The 26262-nt window shown below is 73.8% G+C and carries 22 protein-coding genes; 8 read left to right on the top strand and 14 right to left on the bottom strand.

The annotated features are described in order from the left end of the window. Positions 1 to 7 precede the first annotated feature (7 nt). Together ACZ7LK_RS07060 and ACZ7LK_RS07055 are read right to left on the bottom strand one after the other, a co-directional pair. Complete coding sequence (locus ACZ7LK_RS07060) at positions 8 to 2608, bottom strand: protein kinase (RefSeq protein WP_471138806.1); 2601 nt, start codon at positions 2606 to 2608, stop codon at positions 8 to 10. A 155-nt stretch (positions 2609 to 2763) separates the two neighbouring features. Then, a complete protein-coding gene (locus tag ACZ7LK_RS07055) occupies positions 2764 to 5229 on the bottom strand; it encodes a serine/threonine-protein kinase (protein WP_471138804.1) in 2466 nt (821 codons plus the stop codon). 317 nt (positions 5230 to 5546) lie between these two features. On the opposite strand from ACZ7LK_RS07055, the gene ACZ7LK_RS07050 reads away from it, so the two are divergent. Continuing rightward, a complete protein-coding gene (locus ACZ7LK_RS07050; RefSeq protein ID WP_471138801.1) occupies positions 5547 to 6623 on the top strand; it encodes a serine hydrolase domain-containing protein in 1077 nt (358 codons plus the stop codon). A 102-nt stretch (positions 6624 to 6725) separates the two neighbouring features. Here the strand turns inward: ACZ7LK_RS07050 and ACZ7LK_RS07045 are convergent, their stop codons facing one another. After that, on the bottom strand, positions 6726 to 8432 hold the full coding sequence (locus ACZ7LK_RS07045; RefSeq protein ID WP_392272482.1) for a glycerol-3-phosphate dehydrogenase/oxidase: 1707 nt from the start codon (positions 8430 to 8432) through the stop codon (positions 6726 to 6728). Positions 8433 to 8826: 394 nt separating this feature from the next. On the opposite strand from ACZ7LK_RS07045, the gene ACZ7LK_RS07040 reads away from it, so the two are divergent. Together ACZ7LK_RS07040 and ACZ7LK_RS07035 are read left to right on the top strand one after the other, a co-directional pair. Beyond that, a complete protein-coding gene (locus tag ACZ7LK_RS07040; RefSeq protein WP_392272483.1) occupies positions 8827 to 10068 on the top strand; it encodes a nucleotide sugar dehydrogenase in 1242 nt (413 codons plus the stop codon). A 150-nt stretch (positions 10069 to 10218) separates the two neighbouring features. Beyond that, positions 10219 to 10701: a hypothetical protein gene (locus ACZ7LK_RS07035; RefSeq protein WP_392272484.1), complete on the top strand. Its 483-nt coding sequence runs from the start codon at positions 10219 to 10221 to the stop codon at positions 10699 to 10701. Between the two features lie 61 nt (positions 10702 to 10762). On the opposite strand, the gene ACZ7LK_RS07030 is transcribed toward ACZ7LK_RS07035, so the two are convergent. From ACZ7LK_RS07030 to ACZ7LK_RS07015, 4 genes are all read right to left on the bottom strand, one after another. After that, positions 10763 to 11887 (bottom strand): GuaB3 family IMP dehydrogenase-related protein, encoded by a 1125-nt coding sequence (locus ACZ7LK_RS07030; protein ID WP_392272485.1) that lies wholly within the window; start codon positions 11885 to 11887, stop codon positions 10763 to 10765. 106 nt (positions 11888 to 11993) lie between these two features. Further along, positions 11994 to 13496, bottom strand: a complete 1503-nt coding sequence (gene guaB / locus ACZ7LK_RS07025; RefSeq protein WP_392272486.1) for an IMP dehydrogenase — start codon at positions 13494 to 13496, stop codon at positions 11994 to 11996. Positions 13497 to 13657: 161 nt separating this feature from the next. Further along, on the bottom strand, positions 13658 to 14245 hold the full coding sequence (locus tag ACZ7LK_RS07020; protein WP_392272487.1) for a sigma-70 family RNA polymerase sigma factor: 588 nt from the start codon (positions 14243 to 14245) through the stop codon (positions 13658 to 13660). Positions 14246 to 14478: 233 nt separating this feature from the next. Continuing rightward, the gene (locus ACZ7LK_RS07015) at positions 14479 to 15090 is read right to left on the bottom strand and encodes a response regulator transcription factor (RefSeq protein WP_003948568.1); all 612 of its coding nucleotides are present in this window, start codon (positions 15088 to 15090) and stop codon (positions 14479 to 14481) included. A gap of 390 nt (positions 15091 to 15480) precedes the next feature. Here ACZ7LK_RS07015 and ACZ7LK_RS07010 point away from each other — a divergent pair, with 390 nt between their 5' ends. Beyond that, positions 15481 to 15801, top strand: coding sequence for a WhiB family transcriptional regulator (locus ACZ7LK_RS07010; protein WP_392272488.1), 321 nt, complete (start codon positions 15481 to 15483; stop codon positions 15799 to 15801). Between the two features lie 107 nt (positions 15802 to 15908). Here the strand turns inward: ACZ7LK_RS07010 and ACZ7LK_RS07005 are convergent, their stop codons facing one another. After that, on the bottom strand, positions 15909 to 16802 hold the full coding sequence (locus ACZ7LK_RS07005) for a LysR family transcriptional regulator (RefSeq protein ID WP_392272489.1): 894 nt from the start codon (positions 16800 to 16802) through the stop codon (positions 15909 to 15911). 80 nt (positions 16803 to 16882) lie between these two features. Between ACZ7LK_RS07005 and ACZ7LK_RS07000 the strand changes: the two genes are divergently transcribed. The 3 genes from ACZ7LK_RS07000 (at position 16883) to ACZ7LK_RS06990 (ending at position 19662) form a co-directional block, all read left to right on the top strand. After that, positions 16883 to 17551 carry an MOSC domain-containing protein gene (locus ACZ7LK_RS07000; protein WP_392272490.1) on the top strand — a complete coding sequence of 223 codons (669 nt, stop codon included), beginning with the start codon at positions 16883 to 16885 and terminating at the stop codon, positions 17549 to 17551. A gap of 123 nt (positions 17552 to 17674) precedes the next feature. Further along, entirely contained in the window at positions 17675 to 18448 is a 774-nt protein-coding gene (locus ACZ7LK_RS06995) for an SDR family NAD(P)-dependent oxidoreductase (protein ID WP_392272491.1), read from the top strand. A 173-nt stretch (positions 18449 to 18621) separates the two neighbouring features. After that, a complete protein-coding gene (locus ACZ7LK_RS06990) occupies positions 18622 to 19662 on the top strand; it encodes a hydroxyacid dehydrogenase (RefSeq protein ID WP_471138793.1) in 1041 nt (346 codons plus the stop codon). Between the two features lie 99 nt (positions 19663 to 19761). Here ACZ7LK_RS06990 and groL read toward each other — a convergent pair whose 3' ends face one another. From groL to ACZ7LK_RS06970, 4 genes are all read right to left on the bottom strand, one after another. Then, positions 19762 to 21390, bottom strand: coding sequence for a chaperonin GroEL (gene groL, locus ACZ7LK_RS06985; protein ID WP_392272493.1), 1629 nt, complete (start codon positions 21388 to 21390; stop codon positions 19762 to 19764). Positions 21391 to 21509: 119 nt separating this feature from the next. After that, a complete protein-coding gene (groES, locus tag ACZ7LK_RS06980) occupies positions 21510 to 21818 on the bottom strand; it encodes a co-chaperone GroES (protein WP_010471835.1) in 309 nt (102 codons plus the stop codon). A gap of 157 nt (positions 21819 to 21975) precedes the next feature. Continuing rightward, a complete protein-coding gene (locus ACZ7LK_RS06975) occupies positions 21976 to 22290 on the bottom strand; it encodes a hypothetical protein (protein ID WP_469463653.1) in 315 nt (104 codons plus the stop codon). Beyond that, a complete protein-coding gene (locus ACZ7LK_RS06970) occupies positions 22287 to 23267 on the bottom strand; it encodes a polysaccharide deacetylase family protein (RefSeq protein ID WP_392272495.1) in 981 nt (326 codons plus the stop codon). The genes ACZ7LK_RS06975 and ACZ7LK_RS06970 overlap by 4 nt, the downstream gene beginning before the upstream one ends. A gap of 82 nt (positions 23268 to 23349) precedes the next feature. On the opposite strand from ACZ7LK_RS06970, the gene ACZ7LK_RS06965 reads away from it, so the two are divergent. After that, positions 23350 to 24534 carry a THUMP-like domain-containing protein gene (locus ACZ7LK_RS06965; protein ID WP_469463692.1) on the top strand — a complete coding sequence of 395 codons (1185 nt, stop codon included), beginning with the start codon at positions 23350 to 23352 and terminating at the stop codon, positions 24532 to 24534. Between the two features lie 9 nt (positions 24535 to 24543). Here ACZ7LK_RS06965 and ACZ7LK_RS06960 read toward each other — a convergent pair whose 3' ends face one another. Together ACZ7LK_RS06960 and ACZ7LK_RS06955 are read right to left on the bottom strand one after the other, a co-directional pair. Next, positions 24544 to 25218, bottom strand: coding sequence for a hypothetical protein (locus ACZ7LK_RS06960; protein ID WP_392272496.1), 675 nt, complete (start codon positions 25216 to 25218; stop codon positions 24544 to 24546). Between the two features lie 140 nt (positions 25219 to 25358). Beyond that, on the bottom strand, positions 25359 to 26207 hold the full coding sequence (locus tag ACZ7LK_RS06955) for a polysaccharide deacetylase family protein (RefSeq protein ID WP_471138788.1): 849 nt from the start codon (positions 26205 to 26207) through the stop codon (positions 25359 to 25361). Between the last annotated feature and the right edge of the window lie 55 nt (positions 26208 to 26262).

The following is a 26262-nucleotide window of genomic DNA, read 5'->3' as shown; positions in this document are numbered from 1 at the left end:
GCACCGGCTAGCGGGTCGACCGGTAGGCGCCGACGGCCTGTTGGTAGATCTCGGACACCTTGTCGCGCTGGCTCTCCGGACCGATGACCTGGACGACGTGGTAGCGGTCGCCGATGACCAGGGCCAGGTTCCGCACGTACACCTCCTGGCCGTTGGCGTCCGACCAGGTGAACTGCCCTTCCGCCATGACCTGTCGGCCCACGTCCACCCGTCGCAGACCGGACGCGGTGGCCCAGCTGCTGTCCCGCCACGGCTGGAGTTCGCGCTCCTTGGTGCGCTGGTACTCCAGGGGGTCGCTGCCGCCCGTCAGGATCGTGTCCCGGCCCGGGACGACGATCAGGGTGAAGTCGCCGCCGGTGTAACGGACCTGCCCGACGTCGTTGATGGGGCTGCGCCGCCAGGTCCTGTCGACGCCCACCCGGAAGCCCTCCGGATCGTCACGCACCGTATAACCGGCGGCCGGGTCCGGGGAGTCGGGGGTGACGGTGTTGGTGGAGGGTGCCGGGCCGCTCGGCGCGGGCTGCTGCTGGGACGGATCCGGCTGCTGCGGGTCCTGCGGCTGCTGGGGCCCTCGGGTCCCCTGGGACGGCCGGGGCTGCTGCGGGGCCTGCCCCCCGGTGCGGGGCTCCGCCTCGGGCATGAACACCAGGGCGTACGCCACGGCGGCGGCGAGCACCAGCAGGATGGCCACCAGGAGCGTACGGCCGAGGGCGCGCGGGGCGCGGGGCCGGGCGGCGCTCGCGGCGCCCTTCGCGGGGCCGGTCCTCCTGCTGTGCCGGTGGCGGCCGTGGGTGGTGCCGGGCGCGCCGGGGCGGCGTCTGCGGACCAGTTCGCCCCGGCGGCGCACGACGGGCAGCCGGGTGGCGTCGACGGACGGCATCGGGACGACCCCGGTGCCCGCGTCGGGCTCCGGCGCCGACCGGACGAGCGAGCGCAGCCAGCCGCGCAGCTCCTCGAAGTCGGGGCGCTCGGTGGGGTCCTGGCGCAGCAGCGATTCCACGACCGGGCGCAGCGGGCCGCACTCCTCGGCGAACGCGGGGGGCTCGGCGCAGACCATCTGGACCAGCTCGGCGGCGTTCTCCTCCGGGTAGGGGGCGTGGCCCTGGACGGCGCGGTAGAGCAGCGCGCCCAGCGCCCACAGGTCGGTGGCGGGGCCGATGGGCGGCGCGAGCTGCCAGGTGTCGTGGACGGGCCCGGCCTGCTCGGGCGCCCACCGCTCGGTGACGGCTCCGACGACGGCGATCCGGGCCTGGCGGGCGCGCTCGGCGGCCAGGGGCGTGGCGGGGCCCCGGTAGCGGGGAGCGGTGGCCGCGCCGCCGGCCACGACCTCGTCCCAGCGGCCCGGCCCGGCGGGATCGCCGGCGGGGTCCGGGCCGGAGGCGTGGTCCGCGCCCGGGGTGCGAGAGGGATCGGGGGCGCGGGACGGGTCGGGGGTGCGGGACGGGTCGGAGGTGCGGGCCTGGCGCCGGGCGTCGGCGCGCAGCGCGTCCCGGGTGCCGTACGGGGAGACGCCCCCGCCCGCCGGGACGGAGCCCGGCCCGGTGCCCGGCCCGTCGCTCCAGGTACCGGCCAGCAGGGCGCGGCGCGGGCCCCGGCCCCCGTCCTCCCCCTCGCCGGTGTCGTCGTCCTCGTCGTCGTCCAGCTCCGCGGCCCGGGACCACCACCGGGGCTGGTACTCCTCCGGGGTGCCGCCCGCCGGGGCCGCGGGGCCCAGCGGCGGGGGCGGGAGCGAGAGGGCTGCGCCGGCCTCCTCGGCCCGGGCCGCGGCACGCACACCCGCCTGGTAGGCGGCGATGGCGCCGGCCCGGGAGGCGCGCCCCTCGGGGCCGGGCGTGCCGGCGCCGGGCGCCTCGGGGAGCGCGGGCGCGGACGGGCCCGGCAGCGTCGGTGCGGCCGGCTCGTACCCGGGGGCGAGGGCCGGGAGCGGTGCGGGGACGGGCCCCGAAGAAGGCGGCGGGGGCGGGAAGTCGTCGTCGGCGTCCGGGTCGGGGACCGGGGCGTAGCCGCACAGGGCCTCCTCGGCGGCGCCCGCCGCGAGGCCCGTCAGCACGACCCGCCCGTCGTCGCACACCAGCACCGTGCGCGACGTGATGTTGCGGTGCACCCACCCGTGGGCGTGCAGCGCGCGCAGCGCGGTCAGCACGTCCGAGCCGATCTCGGCCGCCCGGTACGGGCTGAGCGGATTCTCCGCGAGCAGGGCCGCCAGGGGCCGGGCCGCGATCAGTTCACTCACTATCCACAGGGACCCGGCCTCGGCGAAGACGTCGAAGACCTGGTCGAGCCGGGGATGGTCCGGGATCTGGGCCGCCGCCTGCGCGGCCTCGATGGCGCGCCGGACGGCGGGGTCGCCGGACCGCCGGACCGCCCGACCGGAGGCGGCCGCCCCACGCGGGGGCACACGCACACCGGGCGGCGTCGCCGGCCCGTACGGGCCCTCGGGCTCCATGACCTCCGCGTCCACGACTTCCGGCAGCGGAAGCTGCCGGACCAGCACTTCCTGCCCGCTGTAGGTGTCGAAGGCGCGCGTCTCCACGAGTTCGTACTCGTCGGAGGGCGGCAGGGGCAGGCGATAGCGGTCGGCCAGCACCCTTCCCGCGTACTCGTCCACGACGCCGCCTCCCCACGAGCGCGCTGTCCCCCGGTTTCACGGACCGTACGAGCCCGTTGAACCCGTCAACCCGTCAAACCCGGTCGTCCGACGTGCAGTTACCCGCCGATTCCGGCTGCGTACGGTCCACGAGCTCTCACGATACGTGGCCCCGGTCAGTCCTTGGGGCTGAACGTCGCGAACGCCGTGTCCCGCAGCGTCCGGCACTCCGCGCCGTCCCACTCCGCGGACTCACAGGTGATCATGATCGCGTAGCCGTGCGTGGCGTCGACCTTGAAGCCCCGGTTGAGCACCCGTACCCGCTTCCCGTTCTGCTCGCGCTCGAACTTCCAGTCGGCGACCGTCGGGTAGCCCTTGTAGTCCACCTTGTCGATCCCATGGTGCCGGTAGCCACTGACACTGGCCTTCAGACCGAGCCAGGCGGCCCCCCAGGCGGCCGCGGCGTCGTCCTTGGGGCTTTTGGTGAAGTCCACCTGGACGCGCGGGAACCCACCGCCGCGGCTGTAGATCCCGCCCGAGTTCTGTCCCGCTATGGACGTCTTCCGGAAGTCCGACGGCATGGCCATGCCGAAGTGGAACTGCCCGTCGTCGACCATGACGTACCCGGCCGGGAGCGACGTGCCGCCGGTGCCCGCCGAGGGACCGCCGGAGGGCTTGGCGGCGCCGCTCCCGGAGCCCCCGGTGCCGGCGCCGCCGGTGGCGGTCTGCTCACCGGGCTTCGCGCCGCCCTGCTCCTCGCCCTGCTCGCCGTCCGGCCGGCCGGCGTTGCCGCCCGTGGCGCCCTGCGCGACGGCGGACCCGGCCGACGCCGTCCGGTCGGTGCCGGGCGTGCCCCCGCCCTTGGCGCCCTTGTCGTCGTCACCGCCCAGGGTGAGGACGAGCACGGTGGCGAGCACCGCGAGCACCACGACCACCGCGATGAGGACCAGCGTCCGGCGCGGCACCACGTCGGTGAGCGGCGCCCGCGCGGGCGCGACCGGCGCGGAGCGCTCGGCGGTCCGCGGCCCGGCCGCCGGCTCCGCCTTGGCGAACGCCGCCGCGTTGCGCACCGAGCGCAGCGCGCCGCGCATCCGCTCGGCGGCCGGGTCGTCGGCCTCCTTGGGCTTGGCGGTGGCCTCCTCGCCGGGCAGCGGGAGCAACGGGACAATACGGGTGACCTCCGGCGACGGCTCGGAGGCGGTCGCCGCCACCGCCTCGGGCGCGTGGATCACGTCGTTGAGCAGCACCCGGGCGCCCGCGTCGTCGAGGCGCTTGGCCGGGTCCTTGTGGAGCAGGCCGTAGATGACCTCCTCCAGCGGGCCCGCGTTCTTCGGCGGGTCGAGCTGCTCGGTCATCACGGCGGTCAGCGTCGCGATGGCGGAGCCCTTGTCGTACGGCGGGCAGCCCTCCACGCACGCGTAGAGCAGGCCGCCCAGCGACCACATGTCCGCCGCCGGGCCGGGCTTGTGGCCGCGGGCCCGCTCGGGCGAGATGTACGAGGGCGCGCCGACGAGCATGCCCGTCGACGTGATGGACGGGTCGCCCTCGACCTGGGCGATGCCGAAGTCCGTGAGGACGACCCGGCCGTCGTCCGCGATGAGGACGTTGGACGGCTTCACGTCGCGGTGCAGGATGCCCTCGCGGTGCGCGGAGCGCAGCACGTCGAGGATGGCGAGCCCGACCTCGGCCGCGCGCCGGGGCGTGAGGACGCCGTCCTCGCGGATGGCGTCGGCGAGCGACTTGCCCTCGATCAGCTCCATGACGATCCAGGGCCGGTCGTCCTCGTCGACGACGTCGTAGACGGTCACGGCGCCGTTGTTGCGGATCCGGGCGATGGCCTTGGCCTCGCGGAGGGTGCGCGTGATGAGGCGGCGCTTCTCGTCCTCGTCGATGCTGCTGGGGAAGCGCAGTTCCTTGACGGCGACGGTGCGTCCGAGCGTCTCGTCGACGGCCCTCCAGACCGTGCCCATGCCACCGCGGCCCAGGACGGCGCCGAGCCGGTAGCGGCCGGCGAGGAGCCGTCCCTCGGAGGCCGGGCGGGGGGCCGGCGTGGCGCCGGCCCGCGCGGTGCCGCGCCCGCCGGCGGCCGCGGCCGGCTTGGCCCCGGCCTCCGCCGGTGCCGCTGCCTTGCCGTCCTCGGACGCCGCCGGGCCCGCCGTGGCGCCCTTGGGCGCCGCCGCCTTGCCGTCCCTGGGCGCAGCCGGGCCCGCCGTGGCGTCCTCGGGGCTCCCGGAGTCCTTGGGCGCCTTGGACGCCCCCTGGGCGGTCCTGGGTGCCTTGGCCGGGTCGGCAGCCCGGGCGTCGCCGGCCGTGCCCACGCGGGCCGGCGGCACCGAACGGCCGCCCGCCTCCGCGCCGCTGGACGCCGGCGCCTCGCCCGACGTCCCGTCACCATCGCCGTCACCGTCAGCCGAGCTCGCCGCGCCCTTGCGGCCCGCGGCCCGCTCCGGGCCCGCGTCCTTACCGGTGGCGTCACCGGGCGTGGCCGCCCGCGCGTCCCCGTCCGACCGGGGGCCGGGTACGGAACCGCCCGTACCGGCGCCGGTGTCCCGGTCCGCGCCCGTGTCGTGGCCCTTGCTCCCGCCCGAGGGGCCGCCCGATCTGCCGGCCGCCGCTCCGGGCCGGCTCGCGCTCAGCTTCATGGTGGCGTCCTTGACCGGCTCGGTACCCGGCGTGGCGGGTGCGTCCTCGGCCGGTACGGCGCCGGGCTTCGTGTCCGGCCCGTCCGCTCCGGCACCCGATTCCGCCGTGTCCCGCTGAGGTTCCCGAGCCGCGTTCCGCGACTGCTCCGCTCCCGACATGCGTCCCCTCTGCGATCCCTGATCCTCGCCCGCGCCTGCCGCTTCCGCGCGATGCGGTAACCCGCCCTGGAAGAGCGTCCATTGTCTCTCACTCCGGGACCGGTGAATCTCCCGGGTCCTCAGTCCGCCAGGATGGCCCCCGAAGGAGGGACCCCACGATGCCACTGCCCCGCGCCCGGCTCGCCGCTCCGCTGGTCACCGCCCTGCTCGGGCTGGGCGCCGGCCAGCTCTCCGGGGAACCCTCCCCCACCCCTCCCTCCGCCGTTCTACCGCGACTCGTCTCCGAGGGCCATGCCCCGGCCGCGGCGATGCTGGCCGACTCGCCCACCGCTTCACGGTTCCAGGCCGCCGGGCCGGGGATCGACCGCGCCGACCGGTTCCGGGCGGGCAGCGTCACCAAGACGTTCATCGCGACGGTGGTGCTCCAACTCGCCGCCGAGGGCAGGCTGCACCTCGACGACCCCCTGGGCCGCCACCTGCCCGGACTGGTACCCGCCGGCGCCGCCCGCAACGTGACGCTGCGGGCGCTGCTCACCCACACCAGCGGGCTGCCGGACTACACCGCCCACGGTGACGGCCGGTCCCCCACGGCGGGGACCGCCGCGCGCGAGGCCGTCCACCGCGTCATGGACGACCCGCCGGGTCCCCTCGGCCGTTACACGTACTCCAACACCAACTACGTCCTGCTGGGCCTGGTCATCGAGCGGGTCACCCGGCACCCCTACGCGGCCGAGGCCCACCGGCGCATCATCACCCCCCTGCGTCTGAAGGGCACGTCCTTCCCCGGCTCCCGCAGCGCCCTGCCCGCCCCGCACGGCGGGGCCTACGACGCCGCCGGACGGGACGTCACCGTGTTCGACCCGCGCACCGCCGACGCGGCGGGTGAACTCATCAGCACCCTCGACGACCTGAACCGCTTCTACGCGGCTCTCCTCACCGGCCGCCTCCTCCCCCCGCCCCAGCTCCGCGCGCTCCTCGACACCCGCCCGACGCACGGCGTCTACGCCCTGGGCATCTATCCGCACACGCTGTCCTGCGGCACCACGGTGTGGGGCCACAACGGCCGTGTCCCCGGCGGCTACGTCCGCAGCGCCGCGACCGGCGACGGCCGGCGGACCGTCACCTTCCGCGTCAACACGGACGCCGTGCCGGTCGACACCCTCGCCACCCTGGAACCGGCGCTCCTCGAAGCCGAGTTCTGCGGCGCCGCCCCGCCCCGTGCCGGGGCGCGCTGAATCCGGCCCCCGCGCGCCCCCACCGGCGGCCCCGGGACGACGAGCCCCGGATCGACGAGCCCCCGCCCGACGGACCCGGGCCGGCGCGCCCGGGCCACCCGGTTACAGCGGGACGATGTCCGGCGCGCCCAGGCGGGCGGCGTCCGCGGTCAGGTCGTCCGGCTGCCGCTGCGATTCACGCTCGGCCTCCACCCGCTTCTCGTAGTGCTCCACCTCCCGCTCGACGTGCCCCTCGTCCCATCCCAGGACGGGTGCCATCAGCCCGGCCGCCTCGCGGGCGCAGCGCGTGCCCCGGTCGAAGGTCTCGATGGAGATCCGGGTGCGCCGGGTCAGTACGTCGTCCAGGTGCCGGGCGCCCTCGTGGGAGGCGGCGTAGACGACCTCGGCCCGCAGGTAGTCGTCGGCGCCGCCGAGCGGTTCACCGAGCTTCGGGTCGGCCACGACCAGTTCCAGCACCTCCTGCGCCATCGAGCCGTACCGGTTCAACAGGTGCTCGACGCGCGCCACGTGAAGACCCGTCCGGGCGGCGATCCTGGCGCGCGCGTTCCACAGCGCCCGGTACCCCTCGGCGCCCATCAGCGGCACGTCCTCGGTGACGCAGGCCGCCACCCGCGCGTCGAGACCGTGCACCGCCGCGTCGACCGCGTCCTTGGCCATCACCCGGTAGGTGGTGTACTTGCCGCCCGCCACGACCACCAGGCCGGGCACCGGGTGGGCCACGGTGTGCTCGCGCGACAGCTTGCTGGTCGCGTCGGACTCGCCGGCCAGCAGCGGCCGCAGCCCCGCGTACACACCCTGCACGTCGTCCCGGGTGAGCGGCACCGCCAGCACGCTGTTGACGTGCTCCAGCAGGTAGTCGATGTCCGCGCTGGACGCCGCCGGATGGGCCTTGTCCAGGTCCCAGTCGGTGTCGGTGGTCCCGACGATCCAGTGGCGTCCCCACGGGATGACGAACAGAACCGACTTCTCGGTGCGCAGGATCAGACCGGTGGTGGAGTGGATCCGGTCCTTGGGGACGACCAGGTGGATGCCCTTCGAGGCCCGTACGTGGAACTGGCCCCGCTCCCCGATGAGGGCCTGGGTGTCGTCCGTCCACACACCGGTGGCGTTGACGACCTGTTTGGCGCGCACCTCGTACTCGCCGCCCGCCTCCACGTCCCGCACCCGGGCACCGACCACGCGCTCCCCCTCGCGGAGGAAGCCGACGACCCGCGCCCGGTTGGCCGCGTGCGCGCCGTAGCTCGCCGCCGTGCGCACCAGCGTCGTGACGAACCGCGCGTCGTCCATCTGGGCGTCGTAGTACTGCAACGCCCCGACCAGGGCGTCCTTCCGCAGCGCGGGCGCCACCCGCAGCGCCTGCCGCCGCGTCAGGTGCCGGTGCACGGGCAGTCCGCGTCCGTGCCCCGACGAGACGGACATCGCGTCGTACAGCGCGACGCCCGACCCGGCGTAGAACCGCTCCCAGCCCTTGTGCTGGAGCGGGTAGAGGAACGGCACCGGCTTCACCAGGTGCGGGGCCAGCCGCCCCAGCAGCAGCCCGCGCTCCTTCAGCGCCTCCCGTACGAGCGCGAAGTCGAGCATCTCCAGATAGCGCAGCCCGCCGTGGATCAGCTTGCTGGACCGGCTGGAGGTGCCCGACGCCCAGTCGCGCGCCTCCACCAGCCCGGTCGCCAGCCCGCGTGTCGCCGCGTCGAGTGCCGTGCCGGCCCCCACCACCCCGGCGCCCACGACCAGCACGTCCAGTTCGCGATCGGCCATGGCCGCCAGCGCCTCCGCGCGCTCGGCGGGTCCCAGTGTCGCTGTCCTCACCGCTGCCTCCCATCGCCCCCGGGTGTGGTGCCCCGCGTGGTCCTCGTCGGCCCCCGCGGGCCTCGTGCGGTCGTGCGGTCGTGCGGTCCTGCCCCGGCCCCGTCGGCCGGGGCACGGGCGTCCGTGCGGTCCGTGCGGCCCTTCGCCTCTCCTCCGTGCCCGCCGTGCGGCCGGTCCGGCCCGTGCGCCCGCCGTGCGGCCGGGCCCACGACTCGATTCTGTCCCGCCCCTCCGACTTCAGCCACCGCCTGTGGACAACACTCGGCGGAACTGCGGCCCGCAATGCCGCATAACGGTCATATTTACGCCTAGTCTGACATTGCGTTGCGCTCGTTCTGTCCACAGGACTTGCGCGTCTCGTCCACTCCGGCTACTGGGAAGGACGGCATCACCCATGCCCGCAGACCTCGCCGTCATCGGCCTCGGCCACCTCGGACTGCCCCTCGCCCAAGCCGCCACAGCCGCCGGGATCGACACCATCGGCTACGACACCGACCCCCGCCCCGTGGCGGAGCTGGCGGCGGGGCGACCCCCGGTCGACGGCTCGCTGACCGCCTCGGAGATCCGCCGGATGCTCTCGGGGGGCTTCCGGCCGACCACCAACCCCACGGAGCTGGGCCGGGTCCGTACCGCGGTCATCTGCGCCCCCACCCCCCTCGGCCCCGACCGCACACCCGACCTGACCGCCGTGGCCGGGGCGGCGCGCGCGCTGGCGGCCCGGCTGCGCCCCAACACCACCGTCCTGCTGGAGTCGCCCGTCCACCCCGGCACCACCGAGGACGTGCTGCGCCCCCTGCTGGAAGCCGGCTCGGGCCTCAGGGCCGGCCGCGACTTCCACCTGGCGTACTCCCCCGGACGACTGGACCCGGGCAACCGCGCCCACGGCGTCGCCCATACCCCCAAGGTCATCGGCGGCCTCACGCCCGCCTGCACCGAATCGGCCGCCGCCTTCTACGGCCGCCTCACCGACAAGGTCGTCCGGGCCCGCGGCACCCGCGAGGCCGAGACCGTGAAGGTGCTGGAAACCAACTTCCGCCACGTCAACATCGCCCTGGTCAACGAGATGGCGGTGCTCTGCCACGAACTCGGCGTCGACCTGTGGGACGTCATCCGGTGCGCCGAGACCAAGCCCTTCGGGTTCCAGGCCTTCCGGCCCGGCCCCGGCGTCGGCGGTCACGGCGTCCCGGTGGACACCATCGGCGCCCACCGCCCGCTGCGCCTGGTGGAGCTGGCGGGCCAGGTCAACGAACGCATGCCGCAGTACGTCATCCGGCGCTGCGCCACGCTCCTCAACGAGCACGGCAAGTCCGCCCGCGGCGCCCGCGTCCTGCTGCTGGGCGTCACCTACAAACCGGACCTGGCCGACCAGGAGGGTTCACCCGCGGCCGAGATCGGCCGCCGCCTGATGGACATGGGCGCTGTGGTCAGCTACCACGACCCCTACGTCGCCGACTGGCGCGTCCGCGACGTCCCGGTCCCCCGCGCGGACTCCCTGTACGAGGCCGCCGCCGCGGCCGACCTGACGGTGCTTCTCCAGCACCACCGCACGTACGACCTGCAAGGACTCGCCGTGAAGGCCCAGTTGCTCCTGGACACCCGGGGCGTCACCCCGGCGGGCGCGGCCCACCGCCTGTGACACCCGTCCGGGCGTCGGCCGAACAGGGGAACGGATACGGGCGCGCGGCTGTCACAGCGGCCTGTTAGTCTCCGGGCCTCTACTTAACACAGACCTTATGTGCCCAGGTGCGCATAGGTACTGTGCCGCTTTCAGGGGGGATTTCCCAGCATGAGCCAGCCCGTACCGCCGCCCGGCAACCCGTTCGCCGGCCAGACCCCGTACCCGACCGCGCCCGCCCCGGCCCCCGCGCGGAACAACGTCGCGCTCGGCCTGGTCGCCGCGCTCGTCGCGGCCGTGGTCGCCGCTGTCGCGTACGGCGCGATAGGCGGCGCCATCGAGCGCGAGATCGGGTACGCCGCGCTGGGCGTCGGCTTCCTGGTCGGCTTCGTCGCCGCCAAGGTCGGCGGCCGCAACCCGGCCCTGCCGGTGATCGCCGCGATCCTGTCGATCGGCGCCGTCTACCTCGGCCAGCTGGTCGCCGTCGCGGTCGTCATCAGCAACACCCTCGGAGGGTCCGCGCCCGAGATCCTCATGGAGGACTTCGGTTCGCTGGCCGACCTGTGGAAGGAGAACGCCGACGCCATGTCGTACGTCTTCCTCGCCATCGGCGCCGTCGCCGCCTTCGGTGGCGCCAAGAAGGCCAACGACTGAGCGGCCGCCACGCACGCGTAAGGGCCCGCACCGGGATCGGTGCGGGCCCTTTCCGTCGGTCTCAGCGCTTGTGCTGCGCGTCCGCGACCGTGACCTCGACGCGCTGGAACTCCTTGAGCTCGCTGTAGCCCGTCGTCGCCATCGCGCGGCGCAGGGCGCCGAAGAAGTTCGCCGACCCGTCCGGCGAGTGCGAGGGACCGGACAGGATCTCCTCGGTCGTCCCGACGATGCCGAGGTCGACCAGCTTGCCGCGCGGCACGTCCTCGTGGACGGCCTCCATGCCCCAGTGGTGGCCCTTGCCCGGCGCGTCGGTCGCCCGCGCGAGCGGGGAGCCGATCATCACCGAGTCCGCGCCGCACGCGATCGCCTTGGGCAGGTCGCCCGACCAGCCCACACCGCCGTCCGCGATGACGTGGACGTACCGGCCGCCGGACTCGTCCATGTAGTCCCGGCGCGCGGCCGCCACGTCCGCGACGGCGGTCGCCATCGGGACCTGGATACCCAGCACGTTACGGGTGGTGTGCGCGGCGCCGCCGCCGAAGCCCACCAGGACGCCGGCCGCGCCGGTGCGCATCAGGTGCAGGGCGGCGGTGTAGGTGGCACAGCCGCCGACGATGACGGGGACGTCGAGCTCGTAGATGAACTGCTTCAGGTTCAGCGGCTCGGCGGCGCCCGACACGTGCTCGGCGGAGACCGTCGTACCGCGGATGACGAAGATGTCCACCCCGGCGTCCACGACGGCCTTGGAGAACTGGGCGGTGCGCTGCGGGGAGAGCGCGGCGGCGGTGACCACGCCCGAGTCGCGCACCTCCTTGATGCGCCGCCCGATCAGCTCCTCCTGGATCGGCGCCGCGTAGATCTCCTGCAGACGGCGGGTGGCGTTCGCCTCGTCCAGCTCGGCGATCTCGTCGAGCAGCGGCTGCGGGTCCTCGTACCGGGTCCACAGGCCCTCGAGGTTCAGCACGCCCAGGCCGCCGAGCTGCCCGATGCGGATCGCGGTCTGCGGGGAGACCACCGAGTCCATCGGAGCGGCCAGGAAGGGCAGCTCGAACCGGTAGGCGTCGATCTGCCAGGCGATCGAGACCTCCTTCGGGTCCCGGGTGCGCCGGCTCGGTACGACGGCGATGTCGTCGAACGCGTACGCCCTGCGGCCGCGCTTGCCGCGCCCGATCTCGATCTCAGTCACGATGTGTGGCCTTTCCCTCTACGTCTGCGCCTACCAGTATCCCCGACACACGCGCGGGGGGCGGTTCCGGCCGCATGCCGGAACCGCCCCCTCACGCGCGCGTGGACTACTTCCTGCTGTAGTTCGGCGCCTCGACCGTCATCTGGATGTCGTGCGGGTGGCTCTCCTTGAGGCCCGCCGACGTGATCCGGACGAACCGGCCGCGCTCCTGGAGCTCCGGAACGGTGCGGCCGCCGACGTAGAACATCGACTGGCGCAGGCCGCCGACGAGCTGGTGGACGACCGCGGAGAGCGGGCCGCGGAAGGGCACCTGGCCCTCGATGCCCTCGGGCACCAGCTTCTCGTCGGAGGCGACGCCCTCCTGGAAGTACCGGTCCTTGGAGAAGGACCGCTGCTCGCCGCGGGACTGCATGGCGCCGAGGGAACCCATGCCGCGGTACGACTTGAACTGCTTGCCGTTGATGAACATCAGCTCGCCCGGCGACTCCTCGCAGCCCGCGAGCAGCGAGCCGAGCATCACCGTGTCGGCGCCGGCGACCAGCGCCTTGGCGATGTCGCCGGAGTACTGGAGGCCGCCGTCGCCGATGACCGGGACGCCGGCCGCCTTGGCGGCGAGGGAGGCCTCGTAGATGGCGGTGACCTGCGGGACGCCGATACCGGCGACCACGCGGGTGGTGCAGATGGAGCCGGGGCCGACACCGACCTTGATGCCGTCGACACCGGCGTCGATCAGCGCCTGGGCGCCGTCGCGGGTGGCGACGTTGCCGCCGATGACGTCCACCGAGGAGTTCGACTTGATCTTGGCGACCATCTCGCCGACGAGGCGGGAGTGGCCGTGCGCGGTGTCGACGACGATGAAGTCGACGCCCGCCTCGATCAGCGCCTGGGCGCGCTCGAAGGCGTCGCCCGCGACACCGACGGCGGCGCCGACCAGCAGCCGGCCCTCCTTGTCCTTCGCCGCGTTCGGGTACTTCTCCGCCTTGACGAAGTCCTTGACGGTGATGAGGCCCTTGAGGAGGCCGGCGTCGTCGACGAGCGGCAGCTTCTCGATCTTGTGGCGGCGCAGCAGCTCCATGGCGTCGACGCCGGAGATGCCGACCTTGCCGGTGACCAGCGGCATGGGCGTCATGACGTCGCGCACCTGCTGGGTGCGGTCGGTCTCGAAGGCCATGTCGCGGTTGGTCACGATGCCGAGGAGCTTGCCCGCCTGGTCGGTGACGGGGACGCCGCTGATGCGGAACTTGCCGCAGATGGCGTCGGCCTCGGCGAGCGTGGCGTCCGGGTGGACGGTGATCGGGTCGGTCACCATGCCGGACTCGGAGCGCTTGACCAGGTCGACCTGGTTGGCCTGGTCGGCGATGGACAGGTTGCGGTGCAGCACGCCGACGCCGCCCTGGCGGGCCATGGCGATGGCCATCCGGGCCTCGGTGACCTTGTCCATGGCCGCGGACAGCAGCGGGATGTTCACCCGTACGTTCTTGGAGATGTACGAGGCAGTGTCGATCTGGTCGGGCGCCATGTCGGACGCGCCCGGCAGCAGCAGCACGTCGTCGTAGGTCAGCCCGAGTGTCGCGAATTTCTCGGGCACTCCGTCGACGTTGGCAGTCATGACACCTTCCCCAAATGGCCTTGATCGGTGCGGATGTCCATGCTAACGGCCCGCGGCCGTGTCTCATTCCACGAGCAAGATCACCCGGAAGGTTCGTACGTTCACACGTACGGCCGCACGCGCGCGTGGCGGCCCTCCGGGAGCGGTGCGGCCCGGACGGCTCACTGCTCGGCGAGCGCCCGCAGACGGCTGAGCGCGCGGTGCTGGGCGACCCGGACCGCGCCCGGCGACATCCCGAGCATCTGGCCGGTCTCCTCGGCGGTCAGGCCGACCGCGACCCGCAGCACCAGCAGCTCGCGCTGGTTCTCCGGGAGGTTGGCGAGCAGGCGCTTGGCCCACTCGGCGTCGTCGCTGAGCAGCGCGCGCTCCTCAGGCCCCAGGGAGTCGTCGGGCCGCTCCGGCATCTCGTCGGAGGGAACGGCGGTGGAGCCCGGGTGGCGCATGGCGGCCCGCTGGAGGTCGGCGACCTTGTGACCGGCGATGGCGAAGACGAAGGCCTCGAAGGGCCGTCCGGTGTCCTTGTAGCGCGGCAGCGCCATCAGCACCGCGACGCAGACCTCCTGGGCGAGGTCCTCGACGAAGTGGCGGGCGTCACCGGGCAGGCGGTTGAGCCGTGTACGGCAGTAGCGCAGGGCAAGGGGGTGGACATGGGCCAGGAGGTCGTGCGTGGCCTGCTCGTCGCCGTCGACCGCACGGTGTACGAGTGCACCGATGGCCCCGTGGGCCTGGGCCGCCTCGTCGTCGCGCATCGGTCCATGGTGCCTTGGCGGTCGCCCGTCCGTGGCACCGCGTCCACTGTTGTGCACCGAAGCGTTATGAGCAGGTGCGCCGGACGTCATCTCCTGCGCCCTCCCCTCCCGCTCGATCGACTCGTCCCCGAGGAACTCCACCCTTCAAGGATGCGGCATCGGCCCGGAAACGGATATCCGACCTCCGCCGCCCCGTCCGCCGGGCGGCGGACGGGGATCGATACGGTCACGCGCTAGCGCACCAGGCCCCAGCGGAAGCCGAGCGCGACGGCGTGCGCCCGGTCCGATGCGCCCAGCTTCTTGAAGAGCCTCCTGGCGTGCGTCTTCACCGTGTCCTCGGAAAGGAAGAGCTCACGGCCGATCTCGGCGTTGGAGCGGCCGTGGCTCATGCCCTCCAGCACCTGGATCTCGCGTGCGGTGAGGGTGGGCGCGGCGCCCATCTCGGCGGAGCGCAGCCGGCGCGGGGCGAGCCGCCAGGTCGGGTCGGCGAGGGCCTGGGTGACCGTGGCCCGCAGCTCGGCACGCGAGGCGTCCTTGTGCAGGTAGCCACGGGCACCGGCGGCGACGGCGAGCGCCACGCCGTCCAGGTCCTCGGCGACGGTGAGCATGATGATGCGGGCGCCGGGGTCCGCGGAGAGCAGCCGGCGGACGGTCTCCACACCGCCCAGACCGGGCATGCGTACGTCCATCAGAATCAGGTCCGAGCGGTCCGCGCCCCAGCGGCGGAGGACTTCCTCGCCGTTGGCCGCGGTCGTCACGCGCTCGACGCCGGGCACCGTCGCGACGGCGCGGCGGAGCGCTTCTCGGGCAAGCGGGGAGTCGTCGCAGACGAGGACGGATGTCATGGCCGTCCTCCGCAGCTGATGCGCGTCACCTTGAGCCTCCAGGCTGGTTACGTATCGTCACCTGTGCGGTTGACGCCCCCGGACATCCGCCCGAGCGCTTGTTCTTTCAACCGCCTCCGCACTCTCAACGACGGTCACTCGAAAGAGTTACGGGTCCGCCCTCCCCCTTCGGCACTCTACGTGAGGGAGCGCGTACGGAGGAGAGCGACGCAGGTCACCGTGGGTTCACCCAGAGCTATGCCCCATTTAGCGGCTTTTCCTTCACTTTGTTGGTGTCTGTGGCTAGATTCGCAATGAGTCATATTTACATCTACTAAGACAGTAGTTGTACGGTCGTGGCTGTATCAGCCCACTCACCCGCTCAGTACCGGAACCAAGGGGACATGCGCTATGGCAGATTTCTCCCGCCTTCCCGGACCCAACGCCGACCTGTGGGACTGGCAGCTCCTCGCGGCCTGCCGGGGGGTCGACAGTTCGCTCTTCTTCCACCCCGAGGGGGAGCGCGGCGCGGCGCGGAGTGCGCGCGAGAACTCGGCGAAAGAGGTCTGCATGCGGTGCCCGGTCCGCGCGGAGTGCGCGGCCCACGCGCTGGCCGTGCGGGAGCCCTACGGCGTATGGGGCGGCCTCACCGAGGACGAGCGCGAGGAACTCATGGGACGAGCCCGCAACCGTCTCGTCACGACATCGCCGGGAAGCCCGGCACGCGCCTGAAGGAACGTTTCTGCATTTACCGGACACGGGCGGCGGGGCGCCCCCCGCACGGCACCGCGGGGCGGCCGCCCCGGGCCCCCCTCCGGTACGGGCCCGGGCCCGGTGCCTCAGACGAGGGCGGCCGCGCGGGTGAGCCGGTCGAGGGTGGCCGCGACGGCGGGGACCTTGGCGAGGTCCGGGAGGGTGAGGGCGACGATCTCCCGCTCGACGGGCGGTTCCACCGCGACCGTCCGGGCACCCCGGGGGCGGACCGAGCGGAGGGCCAGCTCGGGCAGGACCGCGACCCCGAGGCCCGCGCCGACCAGGCCGATTACCGCCGGGTAGTCGTCCGTCGCGAAGTCGATGCGCGGGGTGAAACCGGCGCCCTCGCACACCTCGACGAGCTGGCGGCGGCATCGCGGGCAGCCCGCGATCCACGACTCCTCGGCCAGCTCCCCGATCGCCACGGCCTCCGCGTCGGCCAGCCGGTGCCCCTCCGGGACGAGGCCGACCAGGCGGTCGGCGAGGAGCGGGCGGACGACCAGGTCGTCCCACTCCGAGACGGCCGGGCGGTAGCGGAAGGCGAGCGCCACGTCGCAGTCGCCGTCGCGGAGCATCTCGACCGACCGGGGCGGCTCGGCCTCGACCAGGGACACCTGGGTGCCGGGATGGGCGGCGCGGAGCTCGGCGAGGGCGGTGGGGACCAGGGTCGAGCTGCCGCTGGAGAACGAGACCAGCCGGACACGCCCGGCGCGCAGCCCCGCGATGGCGGCGATCTCCTCCTCGGCCGCGGTCAGGCCCGCCAGGATGCCGGAGGCGTGGCGGACGAGCGCCTCGCCGGCCTGGGTGAGGCGCATCTCCCGGCCCGTACGGACCAGCAGGGGGGTGCCCGCCGAGGACTCGAGCGCCTTCATCTGCTGGCTGACGGCGGGCTGGGTGCACCCCAGTTCGCGCGCGGCCGCGGAGAAGGAGCCGGTGCCGGCGACGGCGCGGAGGACGCGCAGGTGTCGAGCTTCGATCACCCCTCGAATATAAGCCTTGCTTGGGTCGCACGCGAAATATCCGCTGGCCGCTTTGAGTAGGCCCGCATTAGCGTGTCGCCATGAGAGTTCTGACCGTCAACGTGGGGCGGCCCAAGGCCGTGGACTACACCGATGCGCCGAGCGGCACCACGGGCATCGACAAGCGGCCGGCCGAGGGTCCGGTACGGGTGGCCGATCCGGGGCCCAAGGGCGCGGGCGCGAGCGGGGTGGCCGGGGACACGGTCTGCGACCTGCGGCACCACGGGGGGACCCACCAGGCGGTGTACGCGTTCGCGCGCGAGGACCTGGACCACTGGCAGGGCGAGTTGGGGCGGCCCCTCGCCAACGGCGCCTTCGGGGAGAACCTCACCACCGAGGGGTTCGACGTGAACGCCGCGCTCATAGGGGAGCGTTGGCGGGTCGGCGGGACGGCGGTCCTGGAGGTGGCGTCCGGCCGGGTGCCGTGCCGGACGTTCGCGAGCTGGCTGGGCGAGAAGGGCTGGGTGCGGCGGTTCACGCTGCGCGCCGCGCCGGGACCGTACCTGCGGGTCGTCGAGCCGGGCGAGATACGGGCGGGGGACCCGATCGAGGTGGTGCACCGGCCGGACCACGACGTGACGGTCGCTCTGGCCTTCCGGGCGTTCACCATCGAGCGGGCGCTGCTGCCGCGCACGCTCGCGGCGGGCGGCGCGCTGGACCCCGAGGTGCGCGAGGCCGCCCTGAAGTACGCCGCGCGGCACGCCTCGTAGCCGGCGGCGCCGGACGCCTACGCCCGGGCGGATCCTGACACTCCGTATATGGCGGGCGGCTTCGTCCACAGCCCCGTGGGACCGGGCGCCCCGGTGTGGCCGCGGGGCACTAACGTGCCGCGTATGACGACTGCACTGATTACGGGCGCGACGGCGGGGATCGGGGCCGCCTTCGCGCGGCGGCTGGCGGCGGACGGCCGCGACGTGGTGCTGGTGGCCCGGGACGTGAAGCGGCTGCGGGAGCAGGCGACCGAGCTGCACGACCGGCATGGGATCGAGGCCGAGGTCCTGGCCGCCGACCTGGCCGAGGAGGACGGCATCGCCGCGGTGGAGGCGAGGCTGTCCGACCGCAAGCGACCGGTGGACCTGCTCATCAACAACGCCGGCTTCGGCAACAAGGGCCGGTTCCTGGAGGTGTCCATGGCCGACGAGCTGAGGATGCTGAAGGTGCACTGCGAGGCGGTGCTGCGGCTGACGTCGGCCGCGACGGCGTCGATGCGGGACCGGGGCCGGGGCGGCGTGGTGAACGTCGCGTCGGTGGCCGCGTTCGTGCCGCGCGGTACGTACGGGGCGTCGAAGGCGTGGGTCGTGCAGTTCACCCAGGGCGCCGCGCGCGACCTGGCGGGCAGCGGGGTGCGGCTGATGGCGCTGTGCCCGGGCTTCGTGCGCACGGAGTTCCACGAGCGGGCCGGGATGGGCACGGACAACATCCCGGGCTGGATGTGGCTCGACGCGGACAAGCTCGTCGCCTCGGCGCTGGCCGATCTGGCCCGGGGCAGGACCCTGTCGGTGCCCGACCCGCGCTACAAGGCCCTGATGGGCGTGGTGAAACTGGCGCCGCGCGGCCTGCTCGGCGGCGTGAGCTCCCGCGCGGGCCGCAAGTACGGGCCGCGGTAGGCCGCCGGCCCGTCGACGCCGCCGCCCCCGGGCGTCCGCCGCGCCCGGCGCCAGGGCGGCGCGGGGAGGGGGAACCGGCGGCGGGGTACTCCCGTGCCGGGGCCGGGTTTCGTTACCGTCTCGCTCCAGCGCCACCGGCCGGCCCCAGGCCGTACGAGAGGAGCACGCCCCCGATGCACCCCGTCCCCGGCGACCGGTCCCCCCGGCGCCCCGCGCTGCTGCTCGCCATGGGCCCCGGCATCGCCGGGCGCCTGCTCACCGACGCCCACCGCGCCCGCCTCACCGCGCTGGCGCGCACCGACCCGCGGCTGGTCGCCCACGACCTGGCCGCCCCCACGCCCCCGGTCGCGGCCGCGCTCGCCGAGGCGGAGGTGCTGTTCACCTGCTGGGGCGCCACGCCGCTCACCGCGGCCGTCCTGGACCGGGCCCCGCGCCTGCGTGCCGTCGTCCACGCCGCCGGGTCGGTCAAGCACCATGTCACCGGGGCCTGCTGGGAACGCGGCATCACGGTCGCCTCGGCGGCCGCGGCCAACACCCTGCCCGTCGCCGAGTACACGCTGGCCGTCATCCTGCTGGCCGGCAAGCGCGTGCTGCGCGCCGCGCGGCGGTACGCGGAGCTGCGCGCCGAGCACGACTGGCTGAGCGAACTCGCCGACAGCGGCAACCACCGCCGGACGGTCGGCATCGTGGGGGCGTCCCGCATCGGCCGCCGGGTGATCGAGCTGCTGCGCCCCTTCGACCTCCAGGTGCTGCTGTACGACCCGTACGTCACGCCCGGCGAGGCCGCCGCGCTCGGTGTCCTCCCGGCCGGTCTGGACGAGCTGTGCGCCCGGGCGGACATCGTGTCCGTGCACGCCCCGCAACTGCCGGCCACCCGCCATATGATCGGCGCTCCGCAGCTCGCCCTGATGCGGGACGGCGCGACGCTCGTCAACACCTCGCGCGGCTCCCTGGTCGACGGGGCCGCCCTGCTCCCGCACCTCACCGCGGGCCGGCTCGACGCCGTCCTCGATGTCACCGACCCCGAGCCGCCGCCCCAGGACTCCCCCCTCTACTCCCTGCCGAACGTGCTGCTCACCCCGCACGTCGCGGGCTCGCTCGGCAACGAGCTGCACCGCATGGCGGACCGGGCGCTGGACGAGCTGGAGCGGTACACGAAGGGGGTGCCGTTCGCCGACCCGGTGCGCCCGTCGGAGCTGGACCGCTCGGCATGACGGCGCGGGGAACACGGGACCCGGTGTCCCGCGGCGAAAACACCGAGGCCCGGTGCCCCCGCGACGGGGGCACCGGGCCTCGGTGACGCTCGGCAGGCGTCAGTGGGAGTGGCCGTGACCGTGGCCGTGGCCCGCGTCCGCCGGCTCCTCTTCCTTCTTCTCGACGACCAGGGTCTCGGTCGTGAGCAGCAGGGAGGCGATGGAGGCGGCGTTCTCCAGGGCCGAGCGGGTGACCTTGACCGGGTCGATGACGCCGGCCTTGATCAGGTCGCCGTACTCGCCGGTGGCGGCGTTGAAGCCCTGGCCCTTGTCGAGCTCGGAGACCTTGGAGGTGATGACGTAGCCCTCGAGGCCCGCGTTCTCGGCGATCCAGCGCAGCGGCTCGACGGCGGCGCGGCGGACGACCGCCACACCGGTGGCCTCGTCGCCCTCCTTGCCGAGGTTGCCGTCCAGCACCTTGACGGCGTGGACCAGCGCGGAGCCACCACCGGAGACGATGCCCTCCTCGACCGCGGCGCGGGTCGCGGAGATCGCGTCCTCCAGACGGTGCTTCTTCTCCTTCAGCTCCACCTCGGTGGCGGCGCCGACCTTGATGACGCACACGCCGCCGGCCAGCTTCGCGAGGCGCTCCTGGAGCTTCTCGCGGTCCCAGTCGGAGTCCGTGGTCTCGATCTCGGCCTTGATCTGGTTGACCCGGCCGAGCACGTCGTCGCTGTTGCCGCCGCCGTCGACGATCGTGGTGTCGTCCTTGGTGACGGTGACGCGGCGGGCGGTGCCGAGCACCTCCAGACCGGCCTGGTCGAGCTTGAGGCCGACCTCCTCGGCGATGACGGTGGCGCCGGTGAGGGCGGCCATGTCGCCGAGCATCGCCTTGCGGCGGTCGCCGAAGCCGGGGGCCTTGACCGCGACGGCGTTGAACGTGCCGCGGATCTTGTTGACGACCAGGGTCGACAGGGCCTCGCCCTCGACGTCCTCGGCGATGATCAGGAGCGGCTTGGAGGAGCCGGCCTGGATGACCTTCTCCAGCAGCGGGAGCAGGTCCGTGATCGCGGAGATCTTGCCCTGGTGGATCAGGATGTACGGGTCGTCGAGGACGGCCTCCATACGCTCCTGGTCGCTGACCATGTACGGGGACAGGTAGCCCTTGTCGAAGGCCATGCCCTCGGTGAAGTCGAGCTCCAGGCCGAAGGTGTTGGACTCCTCGACGGTGATGACACCGTCCTTGCCGACCTTGTCCATGGCCTCGGCGATGAGCTCGCCGACCTGCTGGTCCTGCGCGGAGAGCGCGGCCACCGCGGCGATGTCGGCCTTGTCGTCGATCGGACGGGCCGAAGCGAGCAGCTCGTCGGAGACGGCCTTGACCGCGGCGTCGATGCCCTTCTTCAGGGCGGCCGGGGAGGCACCCGCGGCCACGTTGCGCAGACCCTCGCGGACCAGCGCCTGGGCCAGGACGGTGGCGGTGGTGGTGCCGTCACCCGCGATGTCGTTGGTCTTGGTCGCCACCTCCTTCACCAGCTGGGCGCCGAGGTTCTCGTACGGGTCCTCGACCTCGACCTCGCGGGCGATCGTCACACCGTCGTTGGTGATGGTCGGCGCGCCGAACTTCTTGTCGATGACGACGTTGCGGCCCTTGGGACCGATCGTCACCTTGACCGTGTCGGCAAGCTTGTTGACGCCGCGCTCAAGGGCGCGACGGGCGTCCTCGTCGAACTTCAGGATCTTCGCCATGGGAGCGATTCAGCCCTCTCGGAAACTCTGGTTGACGAACCGCGCCCCTCGCCGCCCGGCAATGTGTCATCAGCGGGGGCCAGGGGCGCGGTTCACAAAAGCATTTCTGCTCGGATGAATTACTTCTCGACGATCGCGAGCACGTCGCGAGCCGAGAGGACGAGGTACTCCTCGCCGCTGTACTTCACCTCGGTGCCGCCGTACTTGCTGTACAGCACGATGTCGCCGGTCTTGACGTCGAGCGGCAGGCGCTCGCCGTTCTCGAAGCGGCCCGGGCCCACGGCCAGGACGACGCCCTCCTGGGGCTTCTCCTTGGCGGTGTCCGGGATGACCAGGCCAGAGGCGGTGGTCTGCTCGGCGTCGAGCGGCTGGACCACGATGCGGTCCTCGAGCGGCTTGATGGCAACCTTGGAGCTGGTGGTCGTCACGATCCGACCTCCCCCTTCGGAGATCTCACGGGGTTAACTGTCTGAGGTGGCGACCAGGTGGATCCGTCGTCGCGGGTGCCGGACCTGCCCGTCGCTGTGTTGGCACTCTCCGGTGGGGAGTGCCAGAGCCGAGACTATGACCGCGATTAGCACTCGGTCAAGCGGAGTGCCAATTCACCGCCCGGTCGTGGCGCCGGACGGCCCTATGGCGGCCGTCCACCGACCCGTCGCCGGCGGTGGGGCCCCGGCCGGGAGCGCCGGGCGACGGGGCCGACACCTGCCGGGCCGCCTTGCGCCCCAGCCGCTCGATCGGGTCGACGGCCGGCGCCACGGACGGGGGCGCGCAGCCGGCCGCGGCGGCGAGGACGAGTCCCACCAGGACCGGTCGCACCAGCGGCGCCCGCCGGACCGCCGGCACCGGCCGGACGGGCGGCGACGGGAGCCCCCGCACCGGCCGGGGCGGGCGGCTCATACGTAGTCCTCCAGCCGGGCCACCGCGTACCCCTTGGCCGTGACGACGTTCATCACCTGCCGGATCATGTCCGCCATGGTGCCGTTCCAATCCCCCCTCCCCCGGAAGTGGGTGAGGATGATGTCGCCGGGGTGCAGGTCCCGGTCCCACTCGCGCCACTCCATGTGGTCGGGGAAGGCCTCGGCCGCCCACAGCGGTACGGCCCGGATGCCGCAGGACCGGGCGGCGCGCAGGGTGTCGGCGTCGTAGTTGCCGTAGGGCGGCCGGAAGAGCGGGGGCCGCTTGCCGTACCGCTTCTCGATGGTGTCCTGCTGCCCGCAGATCTCGCGCTTCTGCTCCGCGTACGACAGGGCCGGCATGTAGCGGTGGTTCAGGGTGTGGTTGTGCAGGGCCACGCCCCGCTCCTGCATCCGCTTGAAGTAGCCGTAGTCCTCCTTGACCAGGTAGTCGCTGAGGAAGGCGCTGTAAGGGATGTCGAGTTCGTCCATCATCCGCAGCAGCTCGGGGTCCTTCTCCGCGCCGTCGTCGATCGTGAGGAACACGATCCGCTCCGTGGTGGGGACGGTGGTGAAGACGGGCGGCAGGGCCGGGTCGCCGACGCCGAAGCCCTTGCGGAAGGTGATGTGCGGCTTGTCGCCGGCCGCCGGGGGCGGGGGCGCGACCAGGGGGGCCGCCCTGAGGCCCCATTTCCTGGCGGCGAGGGTACGGGCCGCCTGGGCGCGCCGGACCCGCTCGACGTAGGCGGTGAGGGCGGAGGAGGCGTCGGGGGGCCGCTGCCCGGCGGCGGGGCCCGCCCGGCCGCCCCCGGCCACGTCCGGGCCCGTCCCGGGCACCATCCCCGGCCCCCCTCCGAAGCCGGTGCCCCCGGGCCCGGTCTCCGCCGTGCAGGCCGAGCCGAGCGCCGCGATCAGCAGCGCGGCGAGCAGCACACGTGCCCGCACACTTACCCTTTGACCTTTTTGTCGTACTAGCTGCATGGCGCCGCATCCTGTCAGCGCACCGCACGGACCACCGGCCGACACCGCCGCCTGGCGCGCACCATCCCCCGGCTGGCCCACAATGGGCCGGGTGACCGATCTCGCCGCCTTCTCCGCGCTCCTCACCGACGAGGGCCAGGCCCTGCTCAGCACCCTGCGCGACCACACGCCCGCCCAGGAACTGGCCGTCGCCTCCCGGCTGCGCCGCGAGCACCCGGCGGCCCTGGTCACCGCCGCGATCGGACAGGCGCGGCTGCGGCAGCGGGCGGTGGCCAAGTTCGGCGAGCGGGACGCCCACCGGATGTACTTCACGCCCGGCGGCGTCGAGCAGTCCACCCGCAAGGCGGTCGCCGAGCACCGCGCCGCCTCCTTCGCCCGCCTCGGCGTGCGCAGCGTCGCCGACCTGTGCGGCGGCATCGGCGGCGACGCGATCGCGCTGGCCCGCGCCGGGATCCGGGTCCTCGCCGTCGACCGCGACCCGCTGACCGCCGAGGCCGCCCGCGCCAACGCCGCCGCGCTGGACCTGGCCGGGCTGATCGAGGTGCGCTGCGCCGACGTCACGGAGGTCGACACCTCCCCGTACGACGCGGTCTTCGTCGACCCGGCGCGGCGCGGCGGCAGGGGCGGGGGCCGGATCTTCGACCCGGAGGCGTACTCGCCGCCCCTCTCCTGGGCCGTCGAGGCGGCCCGGAAGGCCCCGCACGCGGCGCTGAAGATCGCCCCGGGCATCCCGCACGAGACGGTCCCCGCGGAGGCGGCGGCCGAGTGGGTCTCGGACGGCGGTGACGTCAAGGAGGCCGTGCTGTGGTTCGGCACCCGCCCCGGGACGGTCAGCGCGACCCTGCTGCCGGGCGGGCACACCCTCACCGGCCGGGGCCTGCCCGACCCGCCGGTCCGCCCCGTGGGCCGCTACCTGTACGAGCCGGACGGCGCCGTCATCCGGGCGCACCTGGTCGCCGAGGTCGCCGAGGACCTCGGCGGCGGCCTGATCGACCCGACGATCGCCTACGTCACGGCGGACGAGCCGCGCCCCACCCCGTACGCCACCGCCTACGAGATCACCGACGAGCTGCCCTTCAACCTCAAGAAGCTGAAGGCCCTGCTCCGGGAGCGCGAGGTGGGCACCCTCACCGTGAAGAAGCGGGGCTCGGCGGTCGAACCGGAGGAACTGCGCCGCAAGCTCAAGCCGAAGGGGCCGCACGCGGCCACCGTGTTCCTCACCCGCGTGGCCGGGGCGCCGGCCATGCTGGTCGGCCGGCCCGTCTGACCCGCCGGGTCAGGCCGGCAGCCCTAGGTCGTGTCCGCCCGCCCTCCGGGCGGACGCCGATACTTTCCGGACACTCCCCAGGCGCAGCGCCAGGCGGCGGTGCCCGAACGCCTTCACCGCGCCGGTCAGCCCGTGGACCCACAGGACGAGGCCCGCGCCCATGGCGTACGCGACCTCGGCATAGGTCGTGGCGCCGGGTCGGGCCGCGGCCGGGACGGCGAACGAGAGCCACAGGCCGGCCGCGCCCTGCGCGAACGACAGCAGCAGCCACGCCACGCTCAGCCCCGGCGCCCTGAACCGGGCGTCACGCACCGGGGCGGGGTCCAGGGCCGCCCACTCCAGCAGCCGGGCCCGCAGCGCGCGGTCCCGGCGGACGCCCAGCACCACGACGACCACCAGCGGGGCCATGACGGCCAGCCCGAGACAGGCGACACCGGCGGCGAACGTCGCCGTCAGCGGGTCCGACGGTCCGTCGAGCGAGCGGATCGCGGCGCCGACGAGCGCCCACCCCGCCTCCAGGCCGGCCAGGGTGAGCAGGGAGAGCGTCAGCCGCCGGCCGCCCACCATCCGCCGGCCCAGCTCCCGGATCGCCATGGTCCGGTCGGCCAGCAGCGCCTGCCGCCCCGGCCAGGAACGGAGCGGGACGGGCGGCGGGGGCGGGGGGAGAAGCGCACGGTCGGGCATGGTCCGAGGGTAGGGCGTGGCCGTGCCGCGAGCCTCTGCCGGGCCCGGCCTCACGGCGAGGAGCGGATGCCCGTCGTACGCCCCGGGGCAACCGCCCGGGCCCGCGTCGAGCGGCCCCGGGCCGCCGTGGGACGCGGTCCTCAGACGTAGTCCTCGAGCCGGGCGACGGTGAAGCCCTGCTCCTGGATCCGGCGCAGCATGGCGGCCGTCATCGCGGTCATCGTGGTGCCCTTGAGGTCACGCGGCCCGCGGAAGTGGGCCAGGACGATGTCGCCGGGGCGCAGCTTGCGGTCGGCGCGCTGGTACTGCATGTCGGTGATCTGCATGGACTCCCGCCACAGCACGATCGCCTCGACGCCGCACTGCCCGGCGGCGGTCCGGGTGTCCTCGTTCCAGTTGCCGTAGGGCGGCCGGAACAGGCGCGGGGCGGTGCCGTAGGTCCGCTCCAGCTTCTCCTGCTGGCCGCAGATCTCCCGCTTCTGGGCCGCGGCGCCGAGGGTGCGGAGGTCGGGGTGCGTGAGGGTGTGGTTGGCGACGCCGGCCCCGAGGGCGGCCAGCGGCGTGAAGTAGCCGTAGTCCTGGCTGATGGCGGAGTCCGTGAGGAACATGGTGAAGGGCACCTTCAGGTCGCGCATCATCGCGACGAACTCCGGGTCCTTCTCGGCCCCGTCGTCGAAGGTGAGGAAGACGACCTTGTCCTTGGTGGGTATCTCGCTGATGACGGGCACCCCGCCGCCCTTCCGGGACGGCTGCACGGGCTTGACGGCGGGCGGCGCGGGCGGTGCGGCGAAGGGCTTGAGCCCCCACTTCGCGTACGCGGACGCCTCGGCGCGCGCGGCCTCGCCCGCGGCCTTGTCCTGTTCCTTGGGGGGTGCGGCGGCGACGGTGGTCGGCGCGGGCCGGGGGGCCGGGCCGCCCGGCGACGTACAGCCCGCCATGAGCAGGGCGGCGACGGTCAGGACCGCCGCGCCCACGATGTTCTTCCCCACCCTGGAACCCCGTCTTCGTACGCCTGTTCAGTGCGTACTGCTTGACGGAGGATCC

The sequence above is a fragment of the Streptomyces sp. NPDC039423 genome, from assembly GCF_055598725.1.
This window is presented reverse-complemented; position numbering and strand designations above follow the sequence as displayed.